At 60.8% G+C, this 12,626-nt stretch carries 11 protein-coding genes and 1 pseudogene; 4 read left to right on the top strand and 8 right to left on the bottom strand.

Annotated features, from left to right (window positions below):
* Positions 1 to 104 precede the first annotated feature (104 nt).
* Complete coding sequence (locus WC815_17525; protein ID MFA5910584.1) at positions 105 to 866, top strand: hypothetical protein; 762 nt, start codon at positions 105 to 107, stop codon at positions 864 to 866.
* A gap of 296 nt (positions 867 to 1,162) precedes the next feature.
* Here WC815_17525 and WC815_17520 read toward each other — a convergent pair.
* Positions 1,163 to 1,288: pseudogene (locus WC815_17520) on the bottom strand (IS1595 family transposase).
* 538 nt (positions 1,289 to 1,826) lie between these two features.
* Between WC815_17520 and WC815_17515 the strand changes: the two are divergent.
* The 3 genes from WC815_17515 to WC815_17505 all read left to right on the top strand — a co-directional run bounded on the left by WC815_17515 (position 1,827) and on the right by WC815_17505 (position 5,916).
* Entirely contained in the window at positions 1,827 to 2,087 is a 261-nt protein-coding gene (locus tag WC815_17515; protein ID MFA5910583.1) for a hypothetical protein, read from the top strand.
* On the top strand, positions 2,084 to 2,302 hold the full coding sequence (locus WC815_17510) for a hypothetical protein (GenBank protein MFA5910582.1): 219 nt from the start codon (positions 2,084 to 2,086) through the stop codon (positions 2,300 to 2,302). The genes WC815_17515 and WC815_17510 overlap by 4 nt, the downstream gene beginning before the upstream one ends.
* 1,049 nt (positions 2,303 to 3,351) lie before the next feature.
* Positions 3,352 to 5,916, top strand: coding sequence for an ADOP family duplicated permease (locus tag WC815_17505; GenBank protein ID MFA5910581.1), 2,565 nt, complete (start codon positions 3,352 to 3,354; stop codon positions 5,914 to 5,916).
* A 19-nt stretch (positions 5,917 to 5,935) separates the two neighbouring features.
* Here the strand turns inward: WC815_17505 and WC815_17500 are convergent, their stop codons facing one another.
* The 7 genes from WC815_17500 to WC815_17470 all read right to left on the bottom strand — a co-directional run bounded on the left by WC815_17500 (position 5,936) and on the right by WC815_17470 (position 12,552).
* A complete protein-coding gene (locus WC815_17500; GenBank protein ID MFA5910580.1) occupies positions 5,936 to 6,913 on the bottom strand; it encodes an ATPase, T2SS/T4P/T4SS family in 978 nt (325 codons plus the stop codon).
* Positions 6,910 to 7,365 carry a TraM recognition domain-containing protein gene (locus tag WC815_17495; protein MFA5910579.1) on the bottom strand — a complete coding sequence of 152 codons (456 nt, stop codon included), beginning with the start codon at positions 7,363 to 7,365 and terminating at the stop codon, positions 6,910 to 6,912. Before WC815_17495 ends, WC815_17500 begins: the two co-directional genes overlap by 4 nt.
* The gene (locus WC815_17490) at positions 7,362 to 8,912 is read right to left on the bottom strand and encodes a hypothetical protein (protein MFA5910578.1); all 1,551 of its coding nucleotides are present in this window, start codon (positions 8,910 to 8,912) and stop codon (positions 7,362 to 7,364) included. The genes WC815_17495 and WC815_17490 overlap by 4 nt, the downstream gene beginning before the upstream one ends.
* Positions 8,913 to 8,923: 11 nt before the next feature.
* A complete protein-coding gene (locus WC815_17485) occupies positions 8,924 to 9,208 on the bottom strand; it encodes a hypothetical protein (protein ID MFA5910577.1) in 285 nt (94 codons plus the stop codon).
* A gap of 456 nt (positions 9,209 to 9,664) precedes the next feature.
* Entirely contained in the window at positions 9,665 to 10,657 is a 993-nt protein-coding gene (locus WC815_17480) for a hypothetical protein (GenBank protein MFA5910576.1), read from the bottom strand.
* A gap of 909 nt (positions 10,658 to 11,566) precedes the next feature.
* Entirely contained in the window at positions 11,567 to 11,854 is a 288-nt protein-coding gene (locus WC815_17475; GenBank protein ID MFA5910575.1) for a hypothetical protein, read from the bottom strand.
* A complete protein-coding gene (locus WC815_17470) occupies positions 11,851 to 12,552 on the bottom strand; it encodes a VirB8/TrbF family protein (protein MFA5910574.1) in 702 nt (233 codons plus the stop codon). Before WC815_17470 ends, WC815_17475 begins: the two co-directional genes overlap by 4 nt.
* Positions 12,553 to 12,626 lie beyond the last annotated feature (74 nt).

The raw sequence follows: 12,626 nt of genomic DNA, 5'->3' as shown, positions 1-12,626 counted from the left end.
ACTACTCGTTTCGTTCGACTGGGCGCAATCAGAAGCACAAGACCCGTTTCAAAGAAACTGCGCGTCAAGGCTAACCTTGCTCAACCGACGGAGAACCAATAGGCATGACGATTCCGAGACGCGGTAGCCAGCACTGGCCGCAGATTGCGATTAACCGCCATCCCAATCTCGTCCAGACGGCTCTTCAACGTTCTGGGGCTATTGAGCGACATCTGGCCGTTACGTGGCATTCACCCCTCAAAGGTGACGGCTTTAAAGAGTATAGGGACCAGCCTGCCCTGACACTGGCAGGTCTGCGGTATCTATCGGGTCGTGCCTTGAAGGACTTTTGGCCAGCTCGAGGACCAGTATGGGACGCCATCGGCACGGCGTCAGATGGCACTCCCATCTTCGTCGAGGCCAAAGCGCACATCCCTGAGGCAGCTTCGTCGGGGTCGCGCGCCACTCCGGAGTCGATGCTGCTGATTCAACGAAGCCTCGCGGAAGCGAGACGCGCCTATGCGCCGAGAGCCTCGGCCGATTGGCACGGCGTGTTCTATCAGTACGCGAACCGCCTCGCTCACCACTATTTTCTGAGAAAACTGAATGGTGTTCAGGCTGCACTGGTGTTCCTGTATTTCACGAATGCAACAGAGATGCAGGGCCCCGCATCGGAGCTCGAATGGAAGGGAGCCGTTCGCCTTATTCACTCGGTTCTTGGAATACCCGCTGATTTGAAGGCATTTGGAGTATTTGAGGCCTTCGTCAACGTGAGTGCGCTACGAGATCGGTGCCCTCGTTTGACTGCGACGTTTGCGTGGCCGAGACCGTTCGCCGGCAAATCGCCCGTCCCTTCGGTCGCACGCCAAGTCAGGAGGAAGCAGTAATCCGAGCACGGTTCGAAATCTACATGGCCATGCCGATGCGGAAGATCGCGACCATGTGTCCGGTGGGCAGCGCTGTCGGCGAGGTCGTGGCGGCGTTGGCACTCGACTAGGCGCGGCGACTCCCGCGCGATGAACAAATCCGAGGCTCTCGAGCGCCCGCCTGGGTTTGCTAATTGCGACGTCGACGGCGGCGAACTGAGTCCATGACGCTTCGCATGACTAGATCGCTACGCAAAATGTCCAACTCATGTCGGAGTGCAATCACCGGGTCTGTTCCTTCGCCTGTTGCCATCGTGACGCAAGCGGCGATTCATAAACCACGCGGCACGATAGGTGACGCCGATGATGCGGTGGAGTTGATGCGCGGAGAGCCCCTTCTTTGACGCGCAGATCAATTGGCTAGCTAACAACCACTTCGATACTGGCGCATGCGACGACTCGAAATCGTTCCCGTCGTCGATGAGAACCTCTCAGCAAGCGAGAACGGGCCTTTACTTTTGAATCCAGCCGCCGATTACGCCAGATGGGCAATGCGTACCGCCCTTGCACGAGAAGTCAAAGCTAGCGAGTTGCGCCGCTCGCGGATTCACGCCACGCTGAACCCACGATAGCTTGCAGCCCTTCACACACTTTACGGAGGTGTCAATGCCAGTCTCGGTGGAGGCAGTCGTAACAACAAACTCAAAATCTGGGGAACTGGTTTGTGCGCGGCCGACCGTCCAACCAGCGAGCAGCATGAGACCCGAAACGAGAAGGATTCGCAGTGTCGGTTTCATCCCTAACCCCTTCCTTGAAGGACTGACTCAAGTTCAATTGTGGCTAGTTTGGGAGAGTCGGCTGCGTTTGTCCAGTGGTGGGTGTGGCAAAGGCCGAATTGCCCGGGAATCCTTTGTTTCGTCATATGTTCGCTATAATCCAGAACGGCGACGGCAAATGGCGTACAACAAGGACTGTAGGGTCATGATGACCGACCCAGATGGAGTGAAAAGAAGCGTCCAGGTGACGGCCGAGACGCTATACGAGGCGGCAGCCATTGCCGTCCACGCCTTCAAGAAGGATGGATTCACCAATTTCGTTTCCAACGTGTTTGAAATTGAAGTCCGAGAGCCGGTCGTGACTCACCAGGTCTCAATTGGACAGTTGAAACAGTGGCTGAATGGAAGTGTCCAAGACCCGCGGGAACGAATGAGGCGGGAAAAGCTGAAGGCAATGGTGGGATGACGATGGTGGACAACGCGAATAGGCGGGGCGAACTGCGGAAGCTATGGTTCCAGCAGTTTCCTGATGAGGCGAAGCGGACCGGCAATCAGGTTTTGCAGTTCGCGATGTGGCTTCAAACGAACCGGCCCGACCTGTTGCCGAAGGTTAAGGGCGGCGCCGACCGGTATCAGTCAGTGAAGTCAGACCTGCACGGCTTCTGGACCGACCACCAGTAGCGCCTTAGTCTGATTTCACGAGGACAACTCGACCAGCAAAGGTCGCGGCCGCGCAATCCGTGCCTGTGAAGTCAGCCTCAATCTGCCTGGTTTCGGCGCGTCCGACGCTTCCAAACGTGCCTCGGCACCCGCGTGGCGACGTGAACTCGCCTTGGGAGCTGATCTGAGCCGGTGCGGTGTTCCCGGGTGTGATCGCAGTCGTACCGGTCGTTGTCATGGTCAGCCACGGATGATCTGATCGCACGGACGCGCGGAATGACTGCAGATTTGTCTCCGGTAGCGCCTCAAAGGTCCACTCCATCGCGCCACTGGTTGGAGGGGGCGCCTGCGGATCGCCAGGGTTCACCTGAAGAACCAGCGTCCCGCGCCACGTCCCCGTCAAGAACGATGTGGGAGCTGATGGACCCGTGGGACTCGTTGAACCTCCACCACACGCAGCCAAACCGAGAAGCAAAAGTGGCGCTAGCCAGGCCCTCGCACTCATGAGTCCTCGCTCTCTTGGGGAGGTCTACTATCAGACACCCAATGCGACTCGAGTTCAAACTGATCCGTTGGGCTCAAGATTTCTATTGACCAGAATTCCGAGCCGCGCATAATACATCGATTATCGATGGGAGTGGACTATGGGACGTGTTCCTGACGGACTCCTGCCGGGCACTCTGGACATGCTCATCCTTCGCGTGCTGGCGACGGAACCACTCCATGGGTACGGCATCGCGCAACGCCTAAAGATCATCTCAAGTGACGTCCTCGCCGTTGGAGAGAGCTCTCTGTACCCCGCCTTACGACGACTACTCCTGAATGGTGATGTCGAGGCGGAATGGGCTGTGTCCGATCGCAACAGACGTGCGCGCTATTACACGGTCACGAAGCCAGGCCGGAAGCGACTGGCCGCCGAGCTGGCATCCTATGATCGCATGGATGCTGCGATTCGCAGGGTCCTTGTTCAAGCCTGAGGTTACATGCCCATCTTGCGACGACTAGTGGCACGGCTCCGAAATCGACGGCACGCCGAAGATCTTGCCGAAGAATTACGAACTCATCGGGCGATGGCAGAGGATGACCTTGCGCGGTCTGGCTCGTCTGCCGAAGATGCTCATGTTCAGGCCGGACGCGCACTGGGAAATGAGCTGCATGCGATGGAGGACGCGCGGGCCGTCTGGATTGCGCCGCGCCTCGACCACTATTGGCAAGACATCCGGTTTGCGGTCCGTCAGATCAGGCACGCGCCGACTTTTGCGTTTACCGCGATCGCCATGTCTGGTCTCGGCGTCGGTGTGCTCACCGTAGTATTCAGTTTCGTTAACGCCGTGTGGTTCGTGCCGTTGCCATACCCCGGTGTCGATCGTGTCCTTGCCCTAGCGACGCCAGATGGCGGTTCGGTCGACGGCGTCACCTTTCACGCCGCATTAGAGCGCTCGAAATCGTTTGCGATGGTTTCGGCGCAACGCGGTGGCTCTGGCTGGAATCTGGGCATTGGTGACCACGCCGAGTATGTCCAGAGCCTTCGAGTGTCACAGTCGTTCTTCGAGGTAGTGGGGGTCGCACCTGCGATTGGCCGTGGATTTGTGGCGGTCGAGGATACGACGGGAGGACCAAACGCCGTGGTCGTGAGCCACGACATATGGCGCCGGGCGTTCGGTCAGCGGCGCGATGCCGTCGGACTAGTGGTGACACTCGGCGGAACACCACATGAAGTTATTGGCGTGATGCCCGAAGGCTTCCAGTCAATTCCTCCTGCCGATGTTTGGACGCCCTTGCGTCTATCGAATCAAGACAACTCGGTGAACTATGTGTTGCTGGCCCGCCTTCAGCCGAGCGCTACGCTACATCAGGCAGCCAGTGCGCTAGATCTGGTGAAGGCCGATCTTCTCCTGACTCAGCCTGAACGCGCGCACGCGCGAATTCGCAGCTTGCTATGGCTACCGTTGCACCAACTCATTGGTCGCGAGCCCCTCGTCTTGATGCTCCTGCTTTCTGTAGCTGTCGGAGCGGTAGTCATGGTGGCGTGCGCCAATCTAGCCGGTTTGCAACTTCTGAGAACGATGGCGCGGCGACACGAGATTGCCACACGAATGGCTCTTGGGGGTGGGCGCGGACGGATAATCCAGCAGTTGCTGACGGAGGCGCTAGTGCTCGCAGCGATCGGAGGCGCATCAGGCGTTGCGGTCGCCGTAGTTGGCCTGCCCCTACTCGGTCAATTGACGCCACCCGAGCTTCTCGTTGGGCGAACCCTAAAGGTTGACGCTCGGGTGCTCGCATTTGCCGTCGCCGCCACTGGAGCCATCGCTGTGCTGTTTGGTCTCGCTCCTGCTCTGGCCGCGCAGCGAGTGGACTTGCGCAGCGCACTCTCCGACGGAGCGCGACAAAGTAACTCACGGACCGGAGGATGGTGGCGTCGCGGACTTTTGACCGGCCAGCTAGCAGCCACGATGGCTCTCCTTGTGCTTGCAGGCATTCTGGTGAGCACGATCGCCAGGATGTATCAGGCCGATCTCGGTTTCAATCCTGGGAACGTCACGGTCGGCAAGATGGCGATGCAAGGGAAGTCCTTCGAAAGTCCGGAACAAATGGACCGATTCGTCGAACTTGCCCTCGGTCGGGTGCGTGAGGTGCCAGGCGTGCTGTCGGTCGCATTGGCGAACAATGCTCCGATCGAGCGCGGCCTAAACATGCCCCTTTTGGCGCCGGCTGGTGCGCAGATCGCGGAGACGAGAAGTGTGGACTGGCGTTACGTTACGCCCGAGTACTTCGAACTCTTGCGCATTGCAGTCCGCCAAGGACGCGCGTTCGAAGACAAGGACCGGCCCGGCGCGCCCGGGGTCGCAATCGTAAATGAGACCTTCGCGCGAATCTATTTTGGCGGGGCGAACGTCCTCGGTCGCACGCTCTCCTCGGTGCCGCAAGTGGGGGATGTGCCAAGAGAGATTGTGGGTGTCGTAAACGATGTGAGAACTAGGCCGGGTGCGGGCTGGACTAGAGGCACCAGCGCGCTGGGTGCCGACGCGCCGCCCGTTGTCTACGTCCCTTGGGCCCAAGTGCCATCGCCGGTGATGGCGATATCCAACCGGGCCTTTCCCGTCGCTTGGATGGTCCGCACTGCATCATTCATCCCCGACCTCGACCGAAAAGTCGAGACAGCGGTCCGGGCGACCGACCCGTCGGTCGCATTTGTGCGATTCATGCCAATGACGCAACTCGTCTCAGATGACATCGGCGGGACGCGCGCGATGGCCTACGCGATTGGTGTCTTCGCGATTGCGGCCCTTCTGATTGCGTGTACCGGCGTGTATGGCTTGGTAGCATATGCGGCCAGCCGACGGGTGCGAGAGACGGCGATTCGGGTGGCGCTTGGCGCCACCCGGGCCTCGCTTGTCTACCCCCTGCTGCGAGAAACGGTCGTCTGTGCGACAGTTGGCGTCGTTCTGGGATTGGCGGCCATGGCTGGGATGTCCCGTGTAGTCATCGCTGTCGTCGGCGACGTCTCTCCACTTGACCCGGTGGTAGTTGCGTCAGCGGCTGTCCTGCTTTCGATCGCTTTGGGTCTGGCCAGCGTAAGGCCGGCACTCAGGGCGAGCCGAGCGGATCCCTTGCGGGCCCTGCGGATCGAGTAGCGAACGGAGCTTCACGGGCTCAGGTCAACGCGTGCAGAAAACTAAGCTCAAACTGATCCGTTGCGGTGCAGTAGCCAGAGACCTGCAGCGCTTCCGTAACAATCCGTTGCCCGGCTTGACGGTCGATGTGGACGACCAGGTCGATCGCCAGCGCGATGGCCTCGCGGGTGCTGTGGTGCGGTAAGCCGACGTTCGCCGCGACCACGCAATGGGCCAGGCGCGCGAGGGCTTGCGCGGCGGAGTTTGCGTGGATTGTGCTGATGGCGCCCTGATGGCCGGTATTGAGCGCCTGCAGGAGGTCAAATGCTTCCGCACCACGAACCTCACCGACAAGGATTCGGTCGGGCCTGTGACGCAACGTGGCTCGCAGCAGGTCGGCAATCGTCACCGCCGGCAGCGGCGCTTCCTGTCCGAGTGGTTGCTGCAGGCGACGGGCCTCAAATCGAACCAGGTTCGGCTTGTCGATCAGGATTTCCGAGGTCTCCTCGATCAGCACGATCCGATCGGTTGCCGGGATGGTCGCCGCGAGCGCGTTGAGAAGCGTAGTCTTTCCCGTGCCGGTGCCGCCGGATATCAGGATGTTCTTGCGCGTGCCGACAGCATCCACCAGAGTCTTCGCCAGGGCGCCAGTTAACGTTCCAGATTGGACGAGTTCGTCAAGTGAGTAGTGGTGGGTGAACTTCCGCACCGTGAGTGTCGGTCCATCGACCGAACACGGCGGAAACATTGCTGCTACGCGCGAGCCATCCTCCAGTCGCGCATCGAGCGAGGGTTGCGCCTCCGAGATCTCATCGCCGCAGGCCCTGGCGATGTTCTTAATCGCTACGGTGAGGCTGCGGGAATCCAAATTGCGATCGGCGACCGCCTCGATGGCGCCGTTGCGCTCGACGAAGATCTGCCGGCCGCCACGGTTCACCATTACCTCCGTAACCGTCGGATCCCGCAGAAGATCCTCGATCGGCCGGAGAAATGGCAGTATCCGGTCCAAGCTGCTCACAGGACGCCTCGTTCGAGGTGATCGAAGTAGCTGGTTTGCACGTCCAGGTAGTGCGGTTTCAGATAGCAGAACTGCGGGGGTAAGGGATTGACGCCGTCGTACGGCAGGACGATGGCCTGCGCATTCTGCAACTGGGTGAAGACCCGCGGGGCAAAGATATGTTCGTGGGTTGGTGCATAGCTCTTCGTCGCGGTGATCGAATGCTTGTTCGCGGCGGCCCGACCCGTTAGGAGCGAAATGTGAGCCTCGCGACCGGATTCGGAGAGGCTGTATTGCGCCTTGAGCTTGTCATGCCGCCCGCACAGGTCCGCGGCATTGCGAGCCGTGAACTCATCGCTGGTGGCGAGAAACACTTTGTTGCGGAAGCACTGCAGCAGGGTTCTCCAGCTCTCGTCTCCGGGAAGGACTGACCGCAGTGAGCTGATGCTCTGTGTGGCAACGATCGGAATCAATCTCGCCTGCCTGGAGAGCGCGAAAGTGCGCTCGTCGCCGGTAGGATCGGTCTCCCAACCGTCGCGAAGGCATGGTATTCGTCGCAAACGAACATCAGGTCTCGCCAGGCCTTATCCGGTTGTGAGCTTATCTTCGGTATGCGCTGAAGGACGGCGCGCTGAAAATCCAGTTTCAGCATTACGCCGATGATGCGCGCGAGCCCTGGATTGGCGGCAACAGGAAAGTTCAGAGCCAGCACGCGACCGGCATCGAGGAGCGTATCGATGTGAGGTAAGGGTGTGGGCTCGCCCGGACTCAACGTTCCGGAGTAGGCGCGGCGCGGGGGACAGAAGGCCCGGTGGACCGCGGGGTTGTCGTCGAACAGTGACAGGAAGACCACGATGCCCTCCGTGATTGACGAGCGCAAACGTGTGTCGAGACGACTCCAACCGCCGACGTACCAGCGCTCGACGGCCTCTAGCTGATGCCTCCGATCGGCCCAGCCGGCGCCTTTGGCCTTTCGCACTTCATACGACGCGCCCTTGCTGTCCAGGAACGTCTCGAGCTCGGCGTCGTAAGGGTGCGCCATATGCTCCGCATCGTCCTGGAACCAATGAGCCCAGGAACGCTGCAGATCCAGCAGTTGATACTCAACCGTCGGCACGAGCACTACTTCCGGGACATCCGACAGGGTTACCTTCAGTCGCCGGATGTCGCGGTCGATCTGCGAATCGTCCAGGACATAGCGGTAGACATCCGAGAGGGTGGTGTAGCCGTCGCTCAGACGCCGCAGCAGGATCACGAACTTCAGCAGGTCGGTGTACGCCTGTTGCCAGAACGGCTCCTTCGACTTTCCGAACAAGTTATTCAGCAAGGAAGCAATCGCGTAGGCCACGGCATACGGGTCAAGGTCGTTGTGAAGCGGGTTGTAGCAAGTTCCCGTATCCAGCCCGATTTCAACGTAGTCATCGGCACGACCCGAGTCCGCCAGCATCCTGCGAACCTGTAGACAGAAATCGCCCTTGACCTCCATCACCAAGCCGCCAATTTTCCGCTCGTCGTCCTGGCTGCGCCACCTGACAAGCTGGTCCACGTAGGGATACATGCATGCGGAAGTCTTCCCGGTTCCGATGGCACCGACGATCATCGTTCCCGTGTAGAGCCCGCGTTCCGGAATGGTCAGCCACGTCGGTTCGGCTGCCCGGCCAATGGTGGTGGGATGGTGGGACTCGCCGAGTACCAGCGATGGGGCTGGCCGAGTCTCGGGAGATGGATACGGCGGCAACTCGCGGAACCGTATGCGCGGTTGCTTGCGGTAAAGGACGATCGCCATCAGCGACAAGACAAGGGACGCCAAGTGGAAAGGCGTCGAGAACCACATGACGGCGTATCCGTAGCTGATCACCGTCAAGACATCTGGCCGGCGGCTTGCGATGGCGGCGAGGAACGGCTCGTCAGCATCAATAGGAAACGCGTAGAGCCCTGCCGATCCGACCAGGGCCGCCGTGGTCAGAGCAATCAGGGCCCTCGACTCAAGGAACGGTCGCAGGCTCGCCGTTGCCAGCACTGGATTGATCCTCACGCACCGCCGGCAGCAACGGGAGAGCGACGCCGCCCTCCGGGAGCCCGAGAACCGCGCGCACCAGAAGCGCTTGGAACAAATGTCTCGCTGTGGGTCGCACGCCACTGCAGGTATTCCTTGTCCCTGGCGAGTACGGTGTCGATGACCTGATTGAGGACGTACTCGGTGGACTCACCGATGAAGTGCGCGTAGGCGTACAGAGTCTCGTTGGTTTCTTGATCGAGACGCGTCCGGTGGCGCACCAGTTGCTTCCCGCGAGTGCGTGGCTTGATCAGTGTCATGGGCATCATCCTTCCCGTCGGCGGTGCGACAAAGAGGGCAGAGGCGACTGCCTGAAACAGACCGCCAGTCTGAGTGAACGGCGAGGGCAGGCGCGACCGACGCCGCGACTGCCTCTGGCCACAAATCTCCCGCGGACCTTAGCGACACCGTCTGGGCGTGAGCGACCCCCCTTGGACGGACCGTGGGCCACCAAGCCCACTTCTGAGGGGGGTCGCTCACGCCCAGACTCACCTAAGTGCGGTCTGTTCGGGTCGCGGAGGGCGGCATAGAGCGCCGCCCCATCAGTCAACGACTGCTCAAGCCCAAGTCCGGACCACGCAACGAGTTGGAGGCGTCGCCCGCGATTGTCAACCAGGGGTTTTCGACGCAGGAAGCCAGGATTCCGAGCCTCGCCGAGGGGGGAACATACTCCTCCGATTTGTGTTCCCCTCTGCGTTCCCCCATTTCCGTCCCCGCTATGCGGTGCCGACCAGAGTGCGCAGGTGGAAGTACGGGTGTGGAAGGACATGCGCCTCAACCTTTCCAGAGCCGCGAGTAATGGCGTCCGCGATTACTGGTGACGAGATATCGCTGAGACAGCGGTTACCCTCGGTCAGCCACCGCTGATACAACATGCGAAATCGCGGGGTCCCAAAGGCCCGGCGGGCGCGGAGGAATCGCTCCTGGTCCGCCATCGCGCCGTCCGAGCCGGCGCGCTGCGTCTCGAAGAACCACTGCAGGTCCGCTGCTGCGGAAAGTCGCATCGGGCTCAGCAGTTCTTGCTGAAAGGTCGAGAGATAGGCCTCGCGAGCGTGAGCGAGGTGGGCCGGTATCAGCAGGCGCAGGCGCCATGCCGGCAGTCCTCGAAAGAGCTCCGCATGGCGCTGTAGAAACGTCCGGAAATCCCGCGCATCGGTCCCTTTCACCAGGAAGGTGAACACCCTCAACTGCCCGTCCGACGAGATGCCAATGGGCAGCTTGTCTGGGAAATACCTGGTCGTGGCCATCGGCGGCTCTCCGAAGACCAACCGAGGCAGTTCCTCTCGACGGATGGTCGTCCCGAACATGCGGGTGAAATGTGCCAGCTTGTCTTGTTCGGTGGCCAGCCACTCGAGGTCGCGGCTGCCCAGCACGGCGTCGAGCAACATCAACCGCTCCACGGCCGCTCCAACGGGCACGGGTTTCCGATTGCGATTGTTCCCCTGGCCAATCGCCTCATATAGGGACCGGTGCTGAACGTGGAAAATCCGCGTTCGGCGATAAGGATCGGTCGTGAATGAGGCGTGCTTTCGAGTAAGCAGTGCAGAGAAGAAATCCTGCGTCTTCTGGCCGCGGGCGATGCCACTGAACTCGCAGTACTGGCGCACCATGCACACGCCTGAGTGAAGCAGGACCGTCACCAGGAAGCGAGCCTGCCGGTCGGTGTATCCCTTTGACGCAATCGCGGCGACGCGGTCCTCGAACGTCAATGGAGCATCTCCTCAGCGAGCCGGGACTCGCGGCCTCGGCCGCCTCGACCAGACGAGCCGGCGCCACCAACCCTGGCAGATCCATATCGGTAGCAGGTGAAACCTGCTGATACCTTCGCCGACGCATGACTGCCCCGGTAGTTGGGGGTGACGACCTCTATGTCCTGGTGACCCGTCTCGCCATCCGGACGGTCGTACTCGATACGGAAGTCCGGAAACTTGACGCTGTCGTCGATGACGGGTAGGCCGTGCTCTTCGGCCCACCTGGCAATGGCCTCCCGATCGCGCCTCGGCTGTCCAGTCGCCCCGCGACGCCGGCGATTGGGGTCTTGGAGAAAGCTTTGGTATTCGCGTTTCAGCTCGCGATCCAAGGTGACTCTTTGGATTCGGCACCCGTCCCGGGCCAGCCGCTCAGCGGCATCCAGATACGCCGGAAGCAGCCGGCTGTCGTGAGCCAGTTCGCGCTTCGTCGAACCCACGTAGAACGCCTGCGGCTTTGGCTGGTTGCGGTCGCCACGGCTACTCTCCAAGACGGCCCGCCCATGCTCCGTCAAGGTGACGAGCGTGCATCGCTGACGGCCAACGACGTAAGAGCTGGTCGATAACAAACCGGCTTGACGGAGGGGCTCGACATCCCTCGACAGCAGCTCGCTAGAGCCGGCCTGTCGCTGAAGATCGTCCTCTCTGACGACGCGGAATGCCCCGACCGTGGCGAGGGTCCTAACCTCCGACGCGCGGAGTCTGCAGTTTCCAATGCGCTCACGCCTCAGACCTCTCGGAAGGTTCAGGTCGCGGCTGAAAACCTCTCGCGGATCAACGCCGCGGCGAGCCTCCCGTTCGCGGAGACGTTCGATATCGCGGGCCTCAGATTGGCGTGGCTCTCGATCTCTTGGCATGCGCCGCCCTTTGCTATTCCGCTGGACCTGGAAGCTGCGGCAACGACGAATCGGCGGTGCCCAGTTGGCGATCGAGGTGCAGCAACTTGCTGCCGGAGTCTCGTAGAAAGAGCCATCTGGCAATGTTGTAGTAAATGGCGCAAAGGTTGAAAAACGCCACCAGGCAGGCTGCGCCAATCAACCAGCCATGACGCTGGAAGAGAGTCGCCTTGAATGGCGCCAGGAAGCTCAGTTCGCCGGCCAGCCAGCCGGCCAGCAGGAAGACGGTAACGCCCGCCAAGAACGCGGTGTTCGCAATCATCTTCCTGCCTCGTCGAACGCCTGGTCGATTCGGAAGTAGATGATTTGCAGCCCGAGCGGGTTGACACGCACAAACGCGTTCGGCACCTGCTCGCGCAGGACGAAATCCACTTGCGCGACGTAGGTCTCCCGGGACCGCTCTTGCCGGGTCCCGGGCGCGTAATGCACCTTCTGAAAGCCAATAGCGGCCTTGAAGGGCGGCCGGGTTAGCTCGCTCAGGCTGACGTTCTGGACGATGATATCGGTTTCATCAGCACCGGGATTGGTGACGAAGGACTCGATGCCCCGGGTTTGATCATTCTGCGCGATAGTGGCGTCAGCCAGCGTCGCATCGAGGAACAGCAGGGAGTCGGGATACTCGCGCTGAACAGTGGCCCGAATTCGGCTGAAGTGCTTGACTACGAATTGCGTCAGAAAATACCGGAGTTCTGGTGGTTGTGGCTGGTATCGGGTCGCGTCATACTCGACGGCTTCCGCTCGCCCGACCGAATCAATTCGGATCACCAACGGCTTTACTTGGGCGTATTTCGTCACGGTGTGGGCGTTGAGCGCAACCAGGCCGGCCGCCACCAGCGACACGAGAACGAGGGCAATCTTCAGGTAGGTGTTCAGCACCAGCGACGAGCCGTACAGCTCCACGAACTGGCGCTTCGCGTTCTCCAGCGTCTTGGGATTGATGTCGCCTACGGTCGGATTCATCGGGTGCTCGCTATCGAATAAGGTTCCAGCCAACCCAGATCACACCTGCGGCAAGACCCATCGCCCCAGCCACG

This window comes from Vicinamibacterales bacterium, assembly GCA_041659285.1.
Taxonomy (GTDB): Bacteria; Acidobacteriota; Vicinamibacteria; order Vicinamibacterales; family UBA2999; genus 12-FULL-67-14b.
This window is presented reverse-complemented; position numbering and strand designations above follow the sequence as displayed.

Excerpts from the sequence above, each read along its gene's own strand:
- WC815_17505 (MFA5910581.1), top strand. The coding sequence starts at position 3,352 with ATGGCAGAGGATGACCTTGCGCGGTCTGGCTCGTCTGCCGAAGATGCT.
- WC815_17470 (MFA5910574.1), bottom strand. The coding sequence starts at position 12,552 with ATGAATCCGACCGTAGGCGACATCAATCCCAAGACGCTGGAGAACGCG.
- WC815_17510 (MFA5910582.1), top strand. The coding sequence starts at position 2,084 with ATGACGATGGTGGACAACGCGAATAGGCGGGGCGAACTGCGGAAGCTA.
- WC815_17485 (MFA5910577.1), bottom strand. The coding sequence starts at position 9,208 with ATGACACTGATCAAGCCACGCACTCGCGGGAAGCAACTGGTGCGCCAC.
- WC815_17525 (MFA5910584.1), top strand. The coding sequence starts at position 105 with ATGACGATTCCGAGACGCGGTAGCCAGCACTGGCCGCAGATTGCGATT.
- WC815_17515 (MFA5910583.1), top strand. The coding sequence starts at position 1,827 with ATGATGACCGACCCAGATGGAGTGAAAAGAAGCGTCCAGGTGACGGCC.
- WC815_17475 (MFA5910575.1), bottom strand. The coding sequence starts at position 11,854 with ATGATTGCGAACACCGCGTTCTTGGCGGGCGTTACCGTCTTCCTGCTG.